At 70.0% G+C, this 19,939-nt stretch carries 15 protein-coding genes; 12 read left to right on the top strand and 3 right to left on the bottom strand.

What is annotated here, in order from left to right:
- Position 1 precedes the first annotated feature (1 nt).
- Positions 2–328, bottom strand: coding sequence for a type VII secretion target (locus tag NWFMUON74_RS14775; RefSeq protein ID WP_187688361.1), 327 nt, complete (start codon positions 326–328; stop codon positions 2–4).
- Between the two features lie 220 nt (positions 329–548).
- Between NWFMUON74_RS14775 and NWFMUON74_RS14780 the strand changes: the two genes are divergently transcribed.
- The 4 genes from NWFMUON74_RS14780 to NWFMUON74_RS14795 all read left to right on the top strand — a co-directional run bounded on the left by NWFMUON74_RS14780 (position 549) and on the right by NWFMUON74_RS14795 (position 5,774).
- Positions 549–1,541 carry an NAD-dependent epimerase/dehydratase family protein gene (locus NWFMUON74_RS14780; RefSeq protein ID WP_187688362.1) on the top strand — a complete coding sequence of 331 codons (993 nt, stop codon included), beginning with the start codon at positions 549–551 and terminating at the stop codon, positions 1,539–1,541.
- A gap of 31 nt (positions 1,542–1,572) precedes the next feature.
- A complete protein-coding gene (locus NWFMUON74_RS14785; protein WP_187688363.1) occupies positions 1,573–2,592 on the top strand; it encodes an Rv2578c family radical SAM protein in 1,020 nt (339 codons plus the stop codon).
- 162 nt (positions 2,593–2,754) lie between these two features.
- On the top strand, positions 2,755–4,695 hold the full coding sequence (locus NWFMUON74_RS14790; protein WP_187688364.1) for a 2-oxoacid:acceptor oxidoreductase subunit alpha: 1,941 nt from the start codon (positions 2,755–2,757) through the stop codon (positions 4,693–4,695).
- A complete protein-coding gene (locus NWFMUON74_RS14795; RefSeq protein WP_187688365.1) occupies positions 4,695–5,774 on the top strand; it encodes a 2-oxoacid:ferredoxin oxidoreductase subunit beta in 1,080 nt (359 codons plus the stop codon). Before NWFMUON74_RS14790 ends, NWFMUON74_RS14795 begins: the two co-directional genes overlap by 1 nt.
- Positions 5,775–5,963: 189 nt before the next feature.
- Here NWFMUON74_RS14795 and ypfJ read toward each other — a convergent pair whose 3' ends face one another.
- Positions 5,964–6,884 carry a KPN_02809 family neutral zinc metallopeptidase gene (gene ypfJ, locus NWFMUON74_RS14800; protein WP_187688366.1) on the bottom strand — a complete coding sequence of 307 codons (921 nt, stop codon included), beginning with the start codon at positions 6,882–6,884 and terminating at the stop codon, positions 5,964–5,966.
- 186 nt (positions 6,885–7,070) lie between these two features.
- Here ypfJ and aspS point away from each other — a divergent pair, with 186 nt between their 5' ends.
- Both aspS and NWFMUON74_RS14810 read left to right on the top strand, forming a co-directional pair.
- Complete coding sequence (aspS, locus tag NWFMUON74_RS14805; protein WP_187688367.1) at positions 7,071–8,855, top strand: aspartate--tRNA ligase; 1,785 nt, start codon at positions 7,071–7,073, stop codon at positions 8,853–8,855.
- Positions 8,856–8,950: 95 nt separating this feature from the next.
- On the top strand, positions 8,951–9,913 hold the full coding sequence (locus NWFMUON74_RS14810; RefSeq protein ID WP_187688368.1) for a DUF389 domain-containing protein: 963 nt from the start codon (positions 8,951–8,953) through the stop codon (positions 9,911–9,913).
- Here NWFMUON74_RS14810 and NWFMUON74_RS14815 read toward each other — a convergent pair.
- Positions 9,903–11,051 (bottom strand): hypothetical protein, encoded by a 1,149-nt coding sequence (locus NWFMUON74_RS14815; RefSeq protein WP_187688369.1) that lies wholly within the window; start codon positions 11,049–11,051, stop codon positions 9,903–9,905. The two genes, NWFMUON74_RS14810 and NWFMUON74_RS14815, sit on opposite strands and share 11 nt — an antisense overlap.
- Before the next feature lie 229 nt (positions 11,052–11,280).
- Between NWFMUON74_RS14815 and NWFMUON74_RS14820 the strand changes: the two genes are divergently transcribed.
- From NWFMUON74_RS14820 to NWFMUON74_RS14845, 6 genes are all read left to right on the top strand, one after another.
- Positions 11,281–12,450 carry a phosphotransferase family protein gene (locus tag NWFMUON74_RS14820; protein WP_187688370.1) on the top strand — a complete coding sequence of 390 codons (1,170 nt, stop codon included), beginning with the start codon at positions 11,281–11,283 and terminating at the stop codon, positions 12,448–12,450.
- 348 nt (positions 12,451–12,798) lie between these two features.
- Positions 12,799–14,142 carry a replication-associated recombination protein A gene (locus NWFMUON74_RS14825; RefSeq protein WP_187688371.1) on the top strand — a complete coding sequence of 448 codons (1,344 nt, stop codon included), beginning with the start codon at positions 12,799–12,801 and terminating at the stop codon, positions 14,140–14,142.
- A 128-nt stretch (positions 14,143–14,270) separates the two neighbouring features.
- On the top strand, positions 14,271–16,937 hold the full coding sequence (gene alaS, locus NWFMUON74_RS14830) for an alanine--tRNA ligase (protein WP_187689165.1): 2,667 nt from the start codon (positions 14,271–14,273) through the stop codon (positions 16,935–16,937).
- Positions 16,937–17,545 carry a Holliday junction resolvase RuvX gene (ruvX, locus tag NWFMUON74_RS14835; protein ID WP_187688372.1) on the top strand — a complete coding sequence of 203 codons (609 nt, stop codon included), beginning with the start codon at positions 16,937–16,939 and terminating at the stop codon, positions 17,543–17,545. Before alaS ends, ruvX begins: the two co-directional genes overlap by 1 nt.
- Positions 17,538–19,106 (top strand): endolytic transglycosylase MltG, encoded by a 1,569-nt coding sequence (locus NWFMUON74_RS14840; RefSeq protein WP_187688373.1) that lies wholly within the window; start codon positions 17,538–17,540, stop codon positions 19,104–19,106. Before ruvX ends, NWFMUON74_RS14840 begins: the two co-directional genes overlap by 8 nt.
- Positions 19,081–19,908: a shikimate dehydrogenase gene (locus NWFMUON74_RS14845; RefSeq protein ID WP_187688374.1), complete on the top strand. Its 828-nt coding sequence runs from the start codon at positions 19,081–19,083 to the stop codon at positions 19,906–19,908. The genes NWFMUON74_RS14840 and NWFMUON74_RS14845 overlap by 26 nt, the downstream gene beginning before the upstream one ends.
- Positions 19,909–19,939: the final 31 nt, after the last annotated feature.

Below are 19,939 nucleotides of genomic sequence, written 5' to 3' on the forward strand. Positions count from 1 at the left end.
GTCAGCCCCCGATCTGGTTGCCGAGGACGCCGAGCGTGGCCGACCAGGCCGAGTCGGTGTCGTCGAAGATCGCCGCCGTGCCGAAGGCGGACTGCCCCAGGTGATTACATTTGTCCGACAGCTCGTTCACGTCTTTGCAGTGCAGGACCTGTGCGGCGGCGAACATGGCCAGATAGTCGGCGCCGATGACGCCGAACACCGGGGTCATGGCGGCCACGTGGCTCACCGCATCCATATTCCCCGCGGCGGCGATCTGTCCGGCCACGCCCTCGTGCGTCGCGGCGAACGCCCGGACCGCGTCGGTCTCGACAGAGAGATCCTCCGTCATCGAATCTGCCCCCCAATCATCGTGATCATCAGCTTGTCGCGAACGTCGGTGCTCGTCTACTGCCTGCCCCCCGGCGCGCGACCGGCGAGGTCCGGTCCTCAATATAGCCGACCAGCAGGACAGGTTTCGAGCCGACGCGGGCCCGGACCGGCCGGAATGGAACAAACTGGAACAAACTAGAACTTGTTGCAATTTAGAACGGGTTCTATATTCTCGGTGCATGAAGGTCGCAGTCACCGGCGCAGCCGGCTTCCTCGGTACGAACCTGCTCCACCAGCTGGTGGCCGGCGGTCACGAGGTCACCGCCATCGATCGGGTCCGGCCGGCGGGGGCGCCGGAGCCCGGGGTCACCTGGGTGACCGGCGACGTGCTGGATCCCGAGTCGATGCGGTCGGCGCTCGACGGGGCCGAGATCGTGTATCACCTGGTCGCGGTGATCACCCTGGCGCACCGTAACGACCTGGCATGGCGGGTGAACACCGAGGGCGTGCGGGTGGTCGCCGAGGCCGCTCGCGCGGTCGGGGTGCGCCGAATGGTGCACGCCAGCTCCATCCACGCCTTCAACCAGTACACCTGCGGTGGCCGCATCGATGAGAACTCGCCCCGCTCGGTCGATCCCGGCCTCCCGGTCTACGACCGCTCGAAGTGGCAGGGCGAGATCGAGCTGCGCGAGGTCGTCGACGCCGGGCTGGACGCGGTGATCTGCAACCCGACCGGCGTGTACGGCCCGATCGATCACTCCGACTCCCGGATCAACACCACCCTCTGGGACTGCGCGCGCGGCCGGGTGCCGGTGATGATCGGCGGCGGATTCGACCTGGTCGACGTGCGCGACGTGGCGGCCGGGCTGATCCTGGCCGGCGAGCGCGGCCGGACCGGACAGAACTATCTGCTGACCGGGTCCATGCTGACGATGCTCGAGGTGAGCCGGATGGCCGCGGCCGTCAACGGCAAGCGCGGGCCGTCGTTCGCGATTCCGCCCAAGGTGATCTCGGCGGTGCTGCCGGTGCTGGAACCGGCGGCCAAGCTGTTCGGCAGCGACCGGGTGTCGAAAGCGGCGATGGGCGCGCTGCTGTCGGCGCCGGTGGTGGACGGCGGCCGGGCGCGCGCCGAACTGGGCTATCGGCCGCGCCCGGCGCAGGAGACGGTGCGCGACCTGATCGCCTTCTATCAGGGCGCGTCGCCGCGTCCGGAGGCGCGCAGCGTTGCTTGACAGCCCTTAGAACACATGTTCGACTGGACGGGTGCGATGGCAGAACCAGACTCTCGACGCCGATGACGGGGCGCTTCCCGGCCTCGAGCGCGCTGGTTTCGTGCGCAGCGTCCGCACGCCCGAGTTCGAGGGTGTCACCTTCCACGAGGTGCTGTGCAAGAGCGCGCTGAACAAGATGCCGGCGGGCTCCGGGTTGCCGTTCGACTGGACGATCAACCCGATGCGCGGCTGCTCGCACGCCTGCCGGTACTGCTTCGCACGCGGCAGCCACGAGTATCTGGAGCTCGACGCGGGCCGCGATTTCGACAGCCAGATCGTGGTGAAGACGAACGTCGTCGCGGTGCTGCGGCGCGAGCTGCGCCGGCGCTCGTGGCAGCGCGACGGCGTGGCGCTGGGCACCAATACCGACCCGTACCAGCGCGCCGAAGGCCGCTATCGGCTGATGCCCGGCATCATCGGCGCGCTGGCCGAGTCGGGCACGCCGTTCTCCATCCTCACCAAGGGAACACTGCTGCGCCGCGATCTACCGCTGCTCGTCCAGGCGGCGCGCACGGTCCGGGTGAGCGTCGCGGTGTCGCTCGCGATTCTCGATCCGGACCTGCATCGCGGTGTGGAATCCGGTACGCCGTCGCCGCGCGCCCGGCTCGATCTCATCCAGGCGCTGGCCGAGGCCGGTTTCGCGGTGAACGTCATGGTCGCCCCCGTGATCCCCTGCCTGACCGACGGCCGTGCTCACCTCGACGCGTTGTTCGGCGAGATCGCGGCGGCCGGGGCGGCGAGCGCGGTCGCGTTCCCGATGCATCTGCGCGGCAGCACCCGCGGCTGGTTCCTGGAATGGCTGGCGACCCACCACCCGGCGTTGTTGCGGCGCTACCGGCAGCTGTACGGTCGTGGGGCGTACGTCACACCGGAGTATTCTGCGTGGCTACGCGGTCGGGTCGAGCCGATGCTCGCGCGACACGGGTTGAACCGCGACGGGTCGCCGGACGTTGTCCCTCGGCCGGACCCGGTCGCGCGGCGGCCCGATCCGCAGCTGGCGCTGTTCGCCTGACGCACTACCGGTCGGCTCTGCCGAATCTTGTTGGACCGCACGTAACTCGGGTGTGTCCGGGGTGCGGGGGAGTAACTTGGCCAGTGGTACCTCACACCGACGAGGAAGTGATGCGGGCGTATGGCTGACGAAATACGTCGAAGTGACACTGCCGCAGAGCAATTGGCTGCTCCGGCGGCGGCCGGGTCCGGCCGGGCGGTGTCGGAGAAGATCGAGAAGGTCGTCATCCGCTTCGCCGGCGACTCCGGCGACGGCATGCAGCTGACCGGGGACCGCTTCACCCACGAGGCGGCCGCGTTCGGCAACGACCTGGCCACCATGCCCAACTTTCCCGCCGAGATCCGCGCGCCACAGGGCACGCTGCCGGGCGTCTCGTCGTTCCAGATCCAGATCGCCGACTACGACATCCTGACCGCGGGCGACCAGCCCGATGTGCTGGTCGCGATGAATCCGGCCGCGCTGAAGGCGAATCTGGAGGACCTCGCGCGCGGGGCCACCGTCATCGTCAATACCGACGAGTTCACCAAGCGCAACCTGTCGAAGGTCGGCTATCCGGGCGATCCGCTCGCCGACGACACGCTGTCCGATTTCGTCGTGCACCGGGTACCTATGACGTCGCTGACGCTGGCCGCCACCGAACCGACCGGCATCGGTAAGAAGGACGCGCAGCGCGCCAAGAACATGTTCGCCCTCGGGCTGCTGTCGTGGATGTACGGGCGGCCGATCGGCGGCACCGAGCAGTTCATGCGGGAGAAGTTCGCCGCCAAGCCCGATATCGCCGAGGCGAACATCCTCGCCTTCCGGGCGGGCTGGAACTACGGCGAGACCACCGAGGCCTTCGCCACCACCTACGACGTGGCGCCCGCGACCCTGCCGCCGGGCACCTATCGGCAGATCACCGGCAATACGGCGCTGGCCTACGGACTGGTGACGGCCGGGCAGCTGTCGGGCTTGCAGGTGTTCCTGGGCACGTATCCGATCACGCCCGCCTCGGACATCCTGCACGAACTGAGCAAGCACAAGAATTTCGGCGTCACCACCTTCCAGGCCGAGGACGAGATCGCGGGCATCGGCGCGGCGCTGGGCGCCTCGCTCGGCGGTGCGCTCGGTGTCACCAGCACGTCCGGCCCCGGCCTGGCGCTCAAGAGCGAGACCATCGGGCTGGCCGTGATGACCGAGCTGCCGCTGCTGATCATCGATGTGCAGCGCGGCGGCCCGTCCACCGGACTGCCGACCAAGACCGAGCAGGCCGATCTGTTGCAGGCGCTCTACGGGCGCAACGGCGAATCGCCGGTCGCGGTGCTGGCCCCGCGGTCGCCCGCCGATTGTTTCGCCGCCGCGGTGGAGGCCGCGCGCATCGCGCTCACCTACCGCACGCCGGTGCTGCTGCTCTCCGACGGCGCGATCGCCAACGGCTCCGAACCGTGGTCGATCCCGAACGTCGCCGATCTCGAGCCCATCGATCCCGGCTTCGAACCCGAGGCGGGGGAGGCCGAGTCGTTCCAGCCGTACGCACGCGATCCGGAGACCCTGGCCCGTCCGCTCGCGGTGCCGGGCACGGCCGGGCGCGCGCATCGCATCGGCGGCTTGGAGAAGGCCGACGGCAGCGGCAACATCTCCTACGATCCGGCCAACCACGAGCTGATGGTCCGCCTGCGGCAGGCCAAGATCGACGGCATCACCGTGCCCGATCTGGAGGTCGACGATCCGGACGGCCGGGCGGAACTGCTGCTGCTCGGGTGGGGCAGTTCGTACGGGCCGATCGGCGAGGCGTGCCGGCGGGCCCGCCGCCGCGGCGTACCGGTGGCGCAGGCGCATCTGCGCAATCTGAACCCGTTGCCCGCCAACACCGGCGAGGTGCTGCGCCGCTACCGCCGGGTGGTGTGCCCGGAGATGAACGGTGGTCAGCTGGCCACCCTGCTGCGCGCCCGCTACCTGGTGGACGTGCAACCGTGGACGAAGGTGGCCGGCACGGCGTTCTCGGCGCAGGAACTGGTGGGCGTCATCGACGCCGCGCTCGACGGCTCCATCGCGGAACTGGAACACGACAAGGCCTTCGCCGCGCGTGCGCGGGCCACGTACCGCAGCACTGGGGGTAAGTGATGACCATCGTCGAAACCTCGCTCGTCGGCACCGATCTCGGCCTCACCGGACTGTCCGGCGTGCCCGGTGCGGACGGACCGCAGAAGGCCAAGGACTACACCTCCGATCAGGAGGTGCGCTGGTGCCCGGGCTGCGGTGACTACGTCATCCTCGCCACCGTGCGCGGGTTCCTGGCGGAACTCGGATTGCGCCGCGAGAATCTGATGTTCGTGTCGGGCATCGGCTGCTCCAGCCGGTTCCCCTATTACCTCGACGCCTACGGCATCCATTCGATCCACGGCCGCGCGCCCGCCATCGCGACCGGGCTGGCGGTCACCCGGCCCGATCTGTCGGTGTGGGTGGTGACCGGTGACGGTGACGCACTGTCCATCGGCGGCAATCACCTGATCCACGCGCTGCGCCGCAACGTGAACATGACGATCATGCTGTTCAACAACCGGATCTACGGGCTCACCAAAGGCCAGTACTCGCCGACCTCGGAGAGCGGCAAGGTCACCAAGTCGACGCCGATGGGGTCGGTGGACCACCCGTTCAACACGCTGTCGGTGGCGCTGGGCGCCGAGGCGACCTTCGCCGCGCGGGCGCTCGACTCCGACCGCGCCGGGCTCACCGAGGTGCTGCGCGCCGCCGCCGAACATCGCGGCACCTCGTTCGTGGAGATCCTGCAGGACTGCCCGATCTTCAACGACGGCTCCTTCGACGCGCTGCGCCGCGATACCGCCGAATCCCACCTCATCCGGTTGCGGCACGGCCAACCCATCCGGTTCGGCGCCGAGAACGAATTCGCCGTCGTCCGTGAGGGTTTCGGCCTCGCGGTGGCCCCGGCGGCGGAGGTCGCCGAGAGCGACATCGTCGTCCACGACGCCTGCTCCGACGCCCCCGAATACGCCTACGCCCTCTCCCGCCTCTCCGCCCAGGACCTCTCCCACGTCCCGATCGGCATCTTCCGCAGCGTCAGCCGCCCCACCTATGACGACGGCGTTCGCACCCAGTCGACCACCGCCCGCGAACGAAATCCGGTGGGCGAGACCACGCTTCAAGACCTGCTCACGGGCAAGGAAACCTGGACCGTCGGCTGAACGGGATCAGCGATCCTCGGTGAAGGAGTCCACCAGCCTCTGGCAGAGGGTGGCGAAGCGTTCCCGGGCGGGGCCTGCAGCGTCAGGCGGGGACTACCCATCCGGAGCGGGATGCGATGAGGGTGGCTCTGACACACGGCAACTCACCGTCGCCACTCGACCCGATGGGGGACGGGGGTGGCCGATAGGTCAGCGTCCGCTCGGAGGGTTGTTCAGGTCGGGGGCCGAGAAGGTGTCGCATGCCTGGACCTGGCCGGTGCGGTAGCCGGTGAGGAACCACTTCTGGCGCTGGTCGGAGGAGCCGTGGGTCCAGCCCTCGGGGTTGACCCGGCCGGTGGCCGCCTTCTGGATGCGGTCGTCGCCGACGGCTGCGGCCGCGGACAGAGCGTCGCGAATGTCGCTGTCGGACAGGGGCTTCAGGAACGGCTGGTTGCTGCCGGGCGCGGGCTGTTTGTCGGCGTAGCTGGCCCACAGGCCCGCATAGCAGTCGGCCTGCAGTTCCAGGCGCACCGAACCGGACTCCGGGCCCTTCGGATCCCGTTGTGCCCGGCCGGAATCGCCGAGCAGGTTCTGGATGTGGTGCCCCACCTCGTGCGCCACCACGTACTCCTGGGCGAGCGGCCCGCCGCTGGAACCGAACTTGTCGACCAGCTCCTGGAAGAAACTGGTGTCGAAGTAGGCGGTGCGGTCGGCGGGGCAGTAGAACGGCCCGACCGCGCTGGTCGCCTGGCCGCACCGGGTATTGACCCCGCCGGTGAACAGCGTCACCTTGGGTGGCGAATACTTGCGGCCCGCCTGCTTCGGCAGCTGTGTTCCCCACACCGCGTCCAGGCTCTGCGCGGTCAGCACCACGCGGCAGTCGACGTACTTGTTCGCGTCGGCGCCGGTCTTGCAGTGCGCGGGCGTCTTCGCGGAGCCCTGCTGCGACGCGTCGCCCCCGGCGCCGGTGAACTGGCCGAGCAGCGATCCGGGATCACCGCCGAACAGCAGTGCGAGCACCAGCACGACGATGCCGCCCGCGCCGCCGCCCAGCGCGAGCTTGCCACCCATCCCGGGCCCGCCGGAGGAAACCCGATCCGGATCGATCTGCATACCTTCGTTGAAGGTCATCCTCGTCGCCTCTCGCACAGTGTCTGCTGATGGTCGCGCGCAGTCTGCTGATGGTCGCGCGCATCGCGTCCTCAAGCTTGACACGGCCGCACGGATATCGGTTTCCGGTCGGTCGACGTGTCTCACTACGATGGGGCTGCACCTGGTCACATCGCGCCGGTGCATCGAGCCGTCGAAAGGAACCCCGTGCTGCGCACCCACTTGGCCGGCTCGCTGCGAAGCGAGCACGCCGGTCTGACCGTCACCCTCACCGGTTGGGTGGCTCGGCGGCGAGACCACGGTGGCGTGATCTTCATCGATCTGCGCGATGCGTCGGGTGTGACGCAGGTGGTGTTCCGGGAGGGTGAGCCCGCGGAGCAGTCGCACCGGTTGCGCGCGGAGTACTGCGTCCAGGTCACGGGCGTGGTCGAGCCGCGGCCCGACGGCAGCGAGAACGCGAATCTGCCCACCGGCGCCGTCGAGGTCAACGCGACCGAGCTGGTGGTGCTCAACGAGTCCGCGCCGCTGCCGTTCCAGCTCGACGAGCAGCCCGGCGAGGAGACCCGGCTCAAGTACCGCTACCTGGATCTGCGCCGGGAAGGCCCGGCGCACGCCATCCGGCTGCGGTCCAAGGCCAACGCCGCGGCCCGCGAGGTGCTCGCCCAGCACGCGTTCGTCGAGGTCGAGACGCCGACCATGACCCGGTCCACCCCCGAGGGCGCCCGCGATTTCGTGGTCCCGGCCCGGTTGCAGCCCGGCAAGTTCTACGCGCTGCCGCAGAGCCCGCAGCTGTTCAAGCAGTTGCTCATGGCGTCGGGCGTGGAGCGCTATTACCAGATCGCGCGCTGCTACCGCGACGAGGACTTCCGCGCCGACCGTCAGCCCGAGTTCACCCAGCTCGATGTCGAGATGAGCTTCGTGACCCAGGAGGACGTGATCCTGCTGGCCGAGGACATCCTGGTCGCGCTGTGGAAGCTGGTCGGCTACGACATCCCGACCCCGATCCCGCACCTGACCTACGCCGAGTCGATGCGACGCTATGGTTCGGACAAGCCGGACCTGCGCTTCGGCATCGAGATCACCGAATGCGCGGAGTACTTCGCGGACACGCCGTTCCGTGTCTTCCAGGCGCCCTACGTCGGCGCGGTGGTGATGCCGGGCGGCGCGAGCCAGCCGCGGCGCCAGCTCGACGCCTGGCAGGAGTGGGCCAAGCAGCGCGGCGCCCGCGGTCTGGCCTACGTGCTGATCGGCGAGGACGGCACTCTCGGCGGCCCCGTCGCGAAGAACCTGAGCGAGGCCGAGCGCGAAGGTCTGGCCAAGCATGTCGGCGCCGAGCCCGGCGACTGCGTCTTCTTCGCCGCGGGCGAGCCCAAGGCGCAGCGGGCGCTGCTGGGCGCGGCGCGCGGCGAGATCGCCCGCCGCTGCGGCCTGATCGACGAGAACGCCTGGGCGTTCGTGTGGATCGTGGACGCGCCGATGTTCGAGCCGGCCGCCGATGCCACCGCGAGCGGCGATGTGGCCCTGGGGCATTCGGCCTGGACCGCGGTGCACCACGCGTTCACCTCGCCGAAGCCGGAGTCGATGGACACCTTCGACACAGATCCGGGCGCGGCGCTGGCCTACGCCTACGACATCGTCTGCAACGGGCACGAGATCGGCGGCGGCAGCATCCGCATCCACCGCCGCGACGTGCAGGAGCGGGTGTTCGAGGTGATGGGCATCAGCCATGACGAGGCACAGGAGAAGTTCGGCTTCCTGCTCGACGCCTTCGCCTACGGCGCACCGCCGCACGGCGGCATCGCCTTCGGATGGGACCGCATCACGGCGCTGCTGGCGGGCGTCGACTCGATCCGCGAGGTCATCGCCTTCCCGAAGTCCGGCGGCGGGGTCGACCCGCTGACCGACGCCCCGGCCCCCATCACCGCGCAGCAGCGCAAGGAGGCGGGCCTCGATGTGGTGCTCGACGAGAACGGCAAGCCGATCAGCGAGTGACCCGCGGGTCCGAGCGGGCGCCGCGCAGCCGGAGCCGATAGTCTGCGTCGGCGGCATCGCTCGATGCCGGAAACCGCTCACCACAAGGGGATACGGTGCTGCACGTCCGGGTGATCTGCCCTCCCGACCGAACCGACGCCGTGCTGGAGTCGCTGCGCGTCGAGCCCGGCGCCACGCTCGTCACCGTGCAGCGCGGCGCGGCGGTGGCACCCGCCGGAGATGTCGTGGAGGCCGACGTCGCGCGCGAGTCCGCCAACGACGTGCTGGCGGCGCTGTCGGCGCTGGGCATCAAGGAGACCGGCGGCATCATGCTCGACCCGGTCGACACCGCGCTGTCCGATGCCGCCGAGCGGGCCGTGGCGGCGGCGCCCGGCGACCCGTCGGACGCGGTGGTGTGGGAGGAACTGGTCGCGCAGACCCACGAGGAATCCACCCTCAGCCCGACCTTCCTCGGTTTCATGACCATCTCCTGCCTGCTGGCGGTGGTCGGCGTGGCGACCGACTCGCCGGTGACGGTGGTCGGCGCGATGGTGGTGGGTCCGGAGTTCGGTCCGCTGGCCGCGATCGCGGTGGCGTTGGTGCGCAGGAACTTCCGGCTCGCGCGGCGGTCGGCGCTGGCGTTGCTGATCGGCTTCCCGGTGGCGATGGGGATCGCGGTGGTGGTGTCGCTGCTGTGGGAGCGGCTGGGCTGGATCACGCTGCAGCGCATCGATGATCTGCACAACGTCGACTTCATCTACGAGGTCGGGCCGTTCTCCCTGGTGGTCGCGCTGCTGGCGGGCGCGGCGGGCATGCTGTCGCTGGTGACGTCGAAATCCGCGGCGCTGGTCGGCGTGTTCATTTCCGTCACCACCATCCCGGCCGCCGGATTCGCCGCGGTGGCGGCCACGCTGGGGCAGTGGGACAAGGCGGGCGAGTCCATCGGCCAGCTCGCGGTCAATATGGTCGGCATCGTCGCCGCGGGTGTCCTGGTGCTGTGGCTGCGCCCCAGCCACGGCAGCGAGGGCGGGCCGATCGAGCGGATCAAGCGCTGGTGGCGACCGGCGCTCAGGGGGTGACCAGGCCGCCGACCAGCACGCGGTAGGCGTAGGTCAGCGCGATCGCGGTGACCGGGCCGACCACCAGCAGCGGAAGCCCGCACAGCAGCGTGGACACGAAGGTCAGCAGTGCGACGGTCACCGCGAGCAGCAGCGTCGTCCCGACGTTCGTCACCACCAGCTGGACGCTGGACTTGATCGCCGCGACCGGGCCCATGTCCCGATCGATCACGAAGTGCAGCGCGAACATGCACAGGAAGCCGATGATCAGCGCGGGAAACACACACAGGATCGCGCCGACCCACGCCGCGACGAAGACCAGCAGCGCGGTCAGCAGCACGTTGCCCGCGTTGACGAAACCGAAGAAGGCCTGGAAATCCGGTGGGGTGCCGTCTGTTTCGTACAGCGCGCCGCGAATCATGGCCGCCTGCAACAGCCACACCACCACCGACACCACCAGGAAGATCAGCAGCAGCGACAGCAGCGAATTCACGTTGCCGACATTGATCACCACGGTCACCGCGAGATAGGCGACGAATCCGACCAGCGTGAGGGCGATCCACGGAATCGGGTTGGCGCGGAACCGTTTCCAGCCGTAGCCGAGAGCGTCGGGCACGCTCAGCGCGGGCGGTGCCGCCGCCGGGACGACGCCCGGCTGCTGCGGATAGCCCGGCGCAGGCGCGCCGTACTGGGCGGAGGTGTCCCAGTCCCCTTGAGGCGGAGCCGATCCCGGGGGCCCGTAGGTCGGGCCCTGCCGCGATCCGGGCGCGTAGTCGCCCTGCGGCGATCCGGGCGCGTAGTCGCCCTGCGGCGCCGTCGGGGGCGGCGGTACCGCCGCGCCGTATGCTGGTTGCCCGCCCGGACTCGGCGGTTGCGGTGCCGAACTCAGGGGCGGCGGTACGGGCACCGCGCCCGCGACCGGTGGCGGCGCTACCGGTTCGCTGCCGTACTGCGCGGCGCCCGGTTGCGCGCGGGCGTGCGCGCCCGGCGCCTCTGGCTGCCCGTGTCCGGTATCGGTCGGCGAGTCGGGATTTGGTGACTGTCCGGAATGTCGAGTTCCGCGATCCGCCGCGGATTGTGCGCCCCCGCTCTCCGCCGGAGTATCGCCGGACGGCACCGGCTCACGGCGCGCCGGACCTGGGTGCGGAGTGTCGCTCATCGCGGGGGACCTTTCGGATCACCTGGGTTTCGGTGTGGCGCACAGCAGTTGAGACGAGACAACCGGAAGGTCCGGAATGTGTCAAGCAACCACTGTCCGGATGTCCCGATACTGCCTCACCACAATCCGGTGGTGGTGGCAAGTGCCGCACAGTGACACGCCGAGCGACGCGCGAAAGGTTGCCGAACCGCTCGCTGAAAGTGACCTAATGCGAGTAACTTGGGAGCCGATGACCGCACTATTGGCCGAACGCGCCGCCGAAGTCGTGTCCGCGGCACAACAGTTGCTCACAAAGCGAATGGGTGCTCCGGTAAAGCTGAGCGATCCGATCGAGCTCAGCGGAAGTGGCAGGACGACGGTGCTGCGCGTGCGCGTTGCGGAGAACGCCTTTTCACTTCCACGGACCTTGATCGTGAAGCAGGTCCGCGGCGCCGCGCGGGAGCGCCGCATCGGCGGCTTGGCGCCCGGCGTGGCCAGCATCGACTCCGCGTTCCTCCGCGAGGCGGTGTCTTATCAGTTCACCACCGCGCTGAGCAGCGAACATCGCCCCGGCGCCTACCTGTTGGCGCACAACCTGCCCGAGCGGTTGCTGATCCTCAGCGATCTCGGGGAGAACACGTCGCTCACGACGGCGCTGCAGACCGGCGCCGAGCCGTCCGTGCGCAATTCGCTGATGGCGTTCGCGCAGGCGCTGGGCCGCATGCACGCCGCGACGGTCGGCCGCGAACCGGATTTCGTGGCGTTGCTGCGCCGGGTCGACGTGGTCCATCGCATCGACGGCATCGCCCAGCAGGCCGAGGCCGCCATCGGCGAGGTGCCGGGACTGCTGGCCCGCGAGTTCGGTATCGAGGTGCCCGGCGAGATCGCCGAGCGCATCGTGCGCGGTAACCGGTTGTTCTCCGCGGGCCGCTTCCGCGCGTTCAGTCCCTCGGATTTGTGCCCCGACAACGTGATTCTGAACGAGGAGGGCGCGCGCTTCCTCGACTACGAGTGGGGCGGATTCCGCGACGCCACCCTGGACATCGCCTACGCGCTGGTGTCGTTCCCCGGCTGCCTGTGCGATATGGAGTTGTCGCGCGAGCGGGCACGCCAGATCGTGGAGGCGTGGCGTTCGGAGGTGGTCGGCGTGTGGCCGGCCCTCGCCGACGACGAACTGCTGGCGGAGCGGATCCTGGAGGCCCGCCTGATCTGGGTGTGGCTGAGCACCTTCTGGTTCCTGCCCGCCGACCACGCCCGCATCGCCGCCGCCCGCGAGCACGGCCTGTCCGTCCCGCGCTCGGCCGCCCTGATCAACCGCTGGGCCGCCCTGGCCGAGGATGCCCGCTGCACCGGCGACGACACCCTGGGCGATTTCGCCGAGCACGTCTCGGCCACGCTCGAGGAGTACTGGGAGGAGTAGCCCCGCCCTGCCGTCGGCGCAGCGGATCCGTCGGGGGTGGTCGTCGTCGGCGGGCCGGTCGGGGTGCGCGGCCGCCGGGATTCGCGGGCTCGTCGGATGTGGCCGCCCATGCCGCGGCGTGCGGAAATGTCGGACCCGGTGGGTACGGTGGTGACCTGTGAGTGGGGCTTTGCAGCGAATCCGCGCCCGGCCGCGCGGCCTCGAGTATCGACACCGGGAGTATCGACACCGGGAGTATCTACACCAGGGCGTCGCCGCAACCGTGCGCGTGTCCGGCCGAGCCCGGCGGGTCCGCCGTGCCGGGCGGTGTGGTGTGCCCGCGACGCTGCGGTGCGGCGAGGGGGTGGCGTGAGCGAGGGCCTGTTCGAAGCGCCCGGCGCGGAGCGCGGGAGCGGGGGCGCGGTCGAGTTCCGCGGTGCGGGCGAGCACATTCCGCTGGCGGTGCGGATGCGTCCGGCGAGTCTCGACGAAGTCGTCGGGCAGCAGCACCTGCTCGGTCCGGGATCACCGCTGCGGCGGCTGGTCGAGGGGTCGGGCGCGGCGTCGGTGCTGCTCTACGGTCCGCCCGGCACGGGGAAGACCACGCTCGCCGCGCTGATCTCGCAGGCCACCGGGCGGCGCTTCGAAGCGCTGTCGGCGCTGTCGGCGGGGGTGAAGGAGGTGCGCGCGGTCATCGACCTCGCGCGGCGGCGGCTGCTGGCGGGCGAGCAGACGGTGCTGTTCATCGACGAGGTGCACCGCTTCTCCAAGACCCAGCAGGACGCGCTGCTGGCCGCGGTGGAGAACCGGGTGGTGCTGCTGGTCGGCGCGACCACGGAGAACCCGTCGTTCTCGGTGGTGTCGCCGCTGCTGTCGCGGTCGCTGGTATTGCAGCTGCAGTCGTTGTCCGACAACGATATTCGCGTCGTCCTGGCGCGGGCCATCGCGGATCCGCGCGGACTCGGCGGGCGGTACACCGTCACCGAGGCGGCCCTGGACCACATCGTCCGCATCGCCGGTGGCGACGCCCGCCGCTCGCTGACCGCGCTGGAGGCCTCCGCGGAATCCTCGCTCGACGGCACGGTCGACGTCGACCTGGTGGAGGCCAGCGTCGACAGGGCGGCCGTGCGCTACGACCGGGCGGGCGACCAGCACTACGACGTGATCAGCGCGTTCATCAAATCGCTGCGCGGGTCCGACGTCGACGCCGCGCTGCACTATCTGGCGCGGATGATCAGCGCGGGGGAGGACCCGCGTTTCATCGCCCGCCGCTTGATGATCCAGGCCAGCGAGGACGTCGGCATGGCCGACCCGACCGCATTGCAGACCGCCGTCGCCGCCGCCCAGGTGGTGCAGCTGGTCGGCATGCCGGAGGCGCAACTGGCACTCGCGCACGCCACGATCCACGTCGCCACCGCCCCGAAATCGGGTGCGGTCGCCGCGGCCATCGGCGCCGCGCTGTCCGACATCGGCGCGGGCAAGGCCGGCGCCGTGCCACCGCACCTGCGCGACGGCCACTACGCGGGCGCGGCGAAACTCGGCAACGCGCAGGGCTACAAGTACCCGCACGATCACCCCGACGGCGTGCTCGCCCAGCAATACCCACCCGACGAACTGGTCGGCACCGAGTACTACCGCCCGACCGATCACGGGTACGAACGCGAGGTCGGGCCGCGGGTGACCAAACTGCGCCGCATCGTGCGCGGGCGCTGAGCCGCGGCGGCGCCCGCCGTGCCGGTGCCGGATCGCCCCGAGGTCGCCCGCGAGTGTCTTCCGCGGGCCTTCGGGCACCGGCCCACCGACGAAAACGCACTGGACCGCTCCCGGTAGGCTGGATGGTTGTGCAGACACACGAGATTCGACGGCGCTTCCTGGAGCATTTCGTCCGTGCCGGGCATACCGAGGTCCCCAGCGCCTCGCTGATCCTGCCGGACCCCAACCTGCTGTTCGTCAACGCGGGCATGGTCCAGTTCAAGCCGTACTTCCTGGGTCAGGAGGCACCGCCGTTCGCGCGCGCGACCAGTGTGCAGAAGTGCGTGCGCACCGGTGACATCGACGAGGTGGGCGTCACCACCCGGCACAACACGTTCTTCCAGATGGCCGGCAACTTCTCCTTCGGCGACTACTTCAAGGAGGGGGCCATCACCTTCGCCTGGGAGCTGATCACCAAATCCCAGGAGGAGGGCGGCTTCGGCTTCGATCCCGAGCGTATCTGGGTCACCGCCTACGAATCCGACCCGGAGGCCGCCGAGATCTGGCATCGCGTCGCCGGAATCCCGCACGAGCGCATCCAGTTCCGCGACGGCAAGGACAACTACTGGGACATGGGCGTGCCCGGTCCGGGCGGTCCCTGCTCGGAGATCTACTTCGACCGCGGCCCCGAATACGGCCGCGACGGCGGCCCGGTCGCCGACGAGGACCGCTACCTCGAGATCTGGAACCTCGTCTTCATGCAGGACATCCGCGGCGAGCTGAGCCCGAAGGAGGGCCACGCCCCGGTCGGCACGCTGCCGCGCAAGAACATCGACACCGGCATGGGTGTCGAGCGGGTGGCGATGCTGCTGCAGGGCGTCGACAACGTCTACGAGACCGACCTGCTGCGCCCTATCATCACCAAGGCCGAGGAGCTGACCGGTAAGAAGTACGCCGTCGAGCACGCCGACGACGTCCGCTTCCGGGTGATCGCCGACCACGCCCGCAGCGCCGCCATGCTGATCTCCGACGGTGTGAACCCCGGCAACGACGGCCGCGGCTACGTGCTGCGGCGGCTGCTGCGCCGCATCGTGCGCTCCGCGCGGCTGCTGGGCGCCGAGAAGCCGGTGATGGGCGAGTTCATGAAGACCGTCAGCGACCTGATGGCGCCGTCGTATCCCGAGCTGGCCACCGACTTCCGGCGCATCGAGAACGTCGCGGTCGGCGAGGAGTCCGCCTTCCTCAAGACATTGACCACCGGTTCGAAACTGTTCGACGAGACGGTCGCCGAGGTGAAGTCGGCGGGCGGCCGCAGGATCGCCGGATCGGACGCCTTCACCCTGCACGACACCTACGGCTTCCCCATCGACCTGACCCTGGAGATGGCCGCCGAGGCCGGGCTCGAGGTCGACGAGCAGGGCTTCCGCTCGCTGATGGCCGAGCAGCGCCAGCGCGCCAAGGAGGACGCGGCCGCCCGCAAGCACGCGCACGCCGACCTGTCGATCTACAAGGAACTGGTCGACCGCGGCGCCACCGAGTTCACCGGATTCGACGAGCTCACCACCGAGGCGCAGGTCGTCGCCCTGCTCGCGGACGGCGTGCGAGTCCCCACCGCGACGGCCGGGCAGGACGTCGAGGTGATCCTCGACCGCAGCCCGCTCTACGCCGAGTCCGGCGGCCAGATCGCCGACCGCGGCGCGATCACCGCGTCCGGCGTGAAGCTGCGCGTGAACGACGTGCAGAAGATCGCCAAGAAACTGTGGGTGCACAAGACCACCGTCGAACAGGGCCAGATCACCGAGGGCGACACCGTGCTCGCCCAGGTCGATCCGGCCTGGCGGCGCGGCGCGACCCAGGGCCACTCCGGCACCCACATGGTGCACGCCGCGCTGCGGCAGGTGCTCGGCCCGAACGCGGTGCAGGCCGGTTCGCTGAACAAGCCGGGCTATCTGCGCTTCGACTTCAACTGGCAGGGCCAGCTGTCGGAGGGGCAGAAGGCCGATATCGAGGCCGTGTCCAACGACGCGGTCGGCGCCGACTTCCCCGTCAACACCTTCGTCACCGACCTGCCCAAGGCCAAGTCGATGGGCGCGCTGGCGCTGTTCGGCGAGAACTACGGCAGCGAGGTCCGGGTCGTGGAGATCGGCGGGCCGTTCTCGATGGAGCTGTGCGGCGGCACCCACGTCGAGCACTCCTCGCAGATCGGGCCGATCACGGTGCTCGGCGAGTCGTCGGTCGGTTCCGGTGTGCGGCGCGTGGAGGCGTTCGTCGGCCTGGACTCCTACAAGTACCTGGCCAAGGAGCGCGCGCTGCTGGCCGGTGTGGCGTCGTCGCTGAAGGTGCCCAGCGAGGAGGTGCCCGCCCGCGTCGAGCAGCTGGTCGAGCGGCTCAAGGTCGCCGAGAAGGAGCTCGAGCGCAGCAAGGTCCAGGCCGTGCTGGCGCAGGCGGGGAAGTTCGTCGACGAGGCGCAGCGGGTCGGGGAGGTGCTGCTGGTGGCGGCCGCCGCGCCCGAGGGTGTGGGCGGCGGCGATCTTCGCACCCTCGCGACCGACATCCGCGGCCGGTTCGGCGCCCAGCCCGCCGTGGTGGTGCTGCTCGGCAACGCCGAGGGCAAGGTGCCGTTCGTGGTCGCGGTGAACAAGCCCGCGCAGGAACTCGGCTTCAAGGCCGGTGACCTGGTCGGCAGCTTCGGGCCGAGCATCGCCGGGCGCGGCGGTGGCAAGCCGGAGATGGCGCAGGGCGCCGGGTCCGACCCCTCGGGGATCGCGGCCGGGCTGGCCGCGGTGCGGGCGCGGGTGGCCGAGCGCGCCGCCTGATGTCGCAGTCCGAGAGTTCGGAGTCGTCGGAACCCCCGGGAGCCGGATCCCGGGGGCCGGGTGATGTCACCGGCCGGACGGCCGACCGGCCCAGCGCCGCGACCGACCCCGGCCGCGGCCGCCGGATCGCCATCGATGTGGGGACCGTGCGTGTCGGCGTCGCCGCCTGCGATCCGGACGGCATCCTCGCCACGCCGGTCGAGACGGTGCAGCGCGCCGGGGCGAAACGCGGCCGCGGGGCACGAGGCGACGGCGCGGCCGATCTGGCCCGAATTGCCGAAATTGTGCGAGAGTACGAGGCCGTCGAGGTGATCGTCGGCCTGCCCAGGACGCTACGCGGGGCGAACGGCGCCTCCGCCGAGCTCGCGATCTCCTTCGCTGATCGTTTGCGATCGATGATTCCCGGAGTGCCGATACGACTTTCCGACGAACGTTTGACTACGGTGTCAGCTGCACGTGCATTGCGGGACAGTGGAGTTCGCGCGCGTGGCCAGCGGCAGATGATCGATCAGGCGGCGGCCGTATCGATCCTGCAGGGATGGTTGGACGAACGGAGTGCGGTGTTGAAGGCGGCCGGGGAGCAGTCGGCAGGGTGGTCGGATGAATGACCGCTGGGCGCGGGCCGAGGAACGTCATCGGCAGAGCGTCGAGGAGCGGCGATACCGTCGCCGCGACAGCGGTTGGGGCGCCGACGACCGAGCGGCGCGCGGGCGTGGTTCCCGCCACGCGGCGCCGGTCGATGACGCCTGGGACGACTACGACGACGACACCACCGTCATCCCCGTCTACACCGACGAAGAACCCGAGCCGGTGCCGCCGCCGCGGCCGCAGCGCACGGGTCAGCGCCGGGCGCCCGCCCGGGGCCGGTCGGCCGAGAACCGATCCGCGGCAGACGAGCCGCCCCGGCGGCGGCCCGCGCGGGAGCGTCCGGCCCGCAAGGAAACCGGCCGGAGCCAGTCCGGCCGTGGACAGTCCGCGCGGAGCAAGCGTTCCCGGGTCGCATCGCGCAAAGCGGCCGAACGCCAGCGGCGCCGCCGCAACCTGTGGATTCTCGGCATCGTCTTCGTCGTGCTGTTCGTGGCCGCCGGCGGGTACGCCGGTTACAAGTTCATCGGCAAGCTGGGCGGGCCCGAGGACTTCGCCGGCCCGGCCGGGCCGCCGGTGGTGGTGCGGGTGAACGCGGGCGACACCGCCGAGCAGATCGCCCAGACCATGTACGACAAGGGCGTGGTCGCCAGCACCGGCGCGTTCTACGAGGCCGCGATCCGCAATTCGAAGATGAATTCGGTGCAGCCCGGCTTCTATGCCGTGCCGTCGCACAGCAAGGGCTCCGAGGCCGTGACGGCGTTGATGAGCAAGGCTTCGCGCGTCGGCAATGTGGTGATCTCCGAGGGGCGGCTGCTGCACGATCAATCCGAGGTGAAGCAGCACGGGACCCCTACGCCGGGCATCTATTCCCTTGTCTCCCAGGCGAGTTGCATGGGGCCCGAGCCCGCGCGCAGGTGTGTGACCGCAGATGAACTCGCCGCGGCAGGCGCCGGCACCGATCTGGCCGCGCTGGGAGTTCCGCCCTGGGCCGAGCAGGAGGTGCGGCGGGCACCTGACCGCAGCCGGCAGCTCGAGGGTCTCATCGCCGCGGGTTCCCTGGATTTCGATCCGAGCGGCACGCCGCAGCAGATTCTGCATCAGCTGATCACCCAGAGCGCCGCCGCCTACGAATCGACCGGCCTGCTGCAAGCCGGTGCGGCGAACGGACTCTCGCCGTACCAGACCTTGATCGCCGCATCGCTGGTGGAACGCGAAGCGAAACCCAACGACATGGCCAAGGTGGCACGAGTGATCGTCAACCGGCTGAAGGTCGGTCAGATGCTGCAGTTCGACTCGACGGTGAACTACGCGCTCAACGAGATCGAGGTCGCCACCACCGACGCCGATCGCGCGAAGGTCACGCCGTGGAACACCTACGCCATGACCGGGCTGCCCGCGAATCCGATTGCGGCGCCGTCGCTGAACGCGTTGCACGCCGTGGAGAATCCGGCACCCGGCGACTGGCTGTATTTCGTCACCGTCGACAATTCGGGGACGACGCTTTTCACCAAGAGCTATTCCGACCATCTGCGGAACATCACCCAGGCCCAGGACAATGGGGTTCTCGACAGTGGACGGTGAGGTCCGCAAGGCCGCGGTGCTGGGAAGGCCGATCGCCCATTCCCGTTCTCCCCAGCTGCATCTGGCCGCGTACCGGGCGCTCGGGCTCCCATGGACCTACGAGCGTGTCGAATGCTCGGCGGAGCAGCTGCCCGGGCTGGTGGACGGGCTCGGGGCCGAGTGGATCGGGCTCTCGGTGACCATGCCCGGCAAGGAAGCCGCCTTGGCGTACGCCCAGGACCGCACCGAACGCGCGGTACTCGTGGGATCGGCGAACACGCTGGTGCGCACCGAATCCGGCTGGCGTGCGGACTGCACCGACATCGACGGGGTGCTGGGCGCACTGCGCGGTGGCGGGGTCACCTCGGTCACCGAAGCCGTCGTGCTGGGTGCGGGCGGCACCGCGCGACCGGCGTTGTACGCATTGTCCGAACTCGGTGCGAGATCGGTGACCGTCGCGGCCCGGGACGCCGGAAGGGCAAGCAGCGCACTGGAACTCGCTGGACGACTCGGAATGACCGCCGCCTACACGGCTTTCGAGCCCGAACAGGTGCGCACCGCGTGTTCGACCGCGGGCGTGGTCGTCAGCACGGTCCCGTACGCCGCCGCGGCCACCGTCGCCGAAGCGGCAGCAGTCGCGCCACTGGTTCTCGACGCGATCTACGACCCCTGGCCGACACCGCTGGCCGACGCGGTGGTGCGGGCCGGAAACAGGGTGGTCAGCGGCCTGGAGATGTTGTTGAACCAGGCATACGGGCAGGTCGAGCTGTTCACCGGCCGCCCCGCTCCACGCGCGGAGATGGCGGCGGCGCTGGCGGACTGACCGTTCGTCCGCACCTCGTCCGCCGATACCT

Source organism: Nocardia wallacei, assembly GCF_014466955.1.
In the GTDB taxonomy this organism is placed as follows: domain Bacteria; phylum Actinomycetota; class Actinomycetes; order Mycobacteriales; family Mycobacteriaceae; genus Nocardia; species Nocardia wallacei.

Excerpts from the sequence above, each read along its gene's own strand:
- NWFMUON74_RS14775 (WP_187688361.1), bottom strand. The coding sequence starts at position 328 with ATGACGGAGGATCTCTCTGTCGAGACCGACGCGGTCCGGGCGTTCGCC.
- NWFMUON74_RS14780 (WP_187688362.1), top strand. The coding sequence starts at position 549 with ATGAAGGTCGCAGTCACCGGCGCAGCCGGCTTCCTCGGTACGAACCTG.
- NWFMUON74_RS14795 (WP_187688365.1), top strand. The coding sequence starts at position 4,695 with ATGACCATCGTCGAAACCTCGCTCGTCGGCACCGATCTCGGCCTCACC.
- ypfJ (WP_187688366.1), bottom strand. The coding sequence starts at position 6,884 with ATGACCTTCAACGAAGGTATGCAGATCGATCCGGATCGGGTTTCCTCC.
- NWFMUON74_RS14815 (WP_187688369.1), bottom strand. The coding sequence starts at position 11,051 with ATGAGCGACACTCCGCACCCAGGTCCGGCGCGCCGTGAGCCGGTGCCG.
- NWFMUON74_RS14820 (WP_187688370.1), top strand. The coding sequence starts at position 11,281 with ATGACCGCACTATTGGCCGAACGCGCCGCCGAAGTCGTGTCCGCGGCA.
- ruvX (WP_187688372.1), top strand. The coding sequence starts at position 16,937 with ATGTCGCAGTCCGAGAGTTCGGAGTCGTCGGAACCCCCGGGAGCCGGA.
- NWFMUON74_RS14840 (WP_187688373.1), top strand. The coding sequence starts at position 17,538 with ATGAATGACCGCTGGGCGCGGGCCGAGGAACGTCATCGGCAGAGCGTC.
- NWFMUON74_RS14845 (WP_187688374.1), top strand. The coding sequence starts at position 19,081 with ATGGGGTTCTCGACAGTGGACGGTGAGGTCCGCAAGGCCGCGGTGCTG.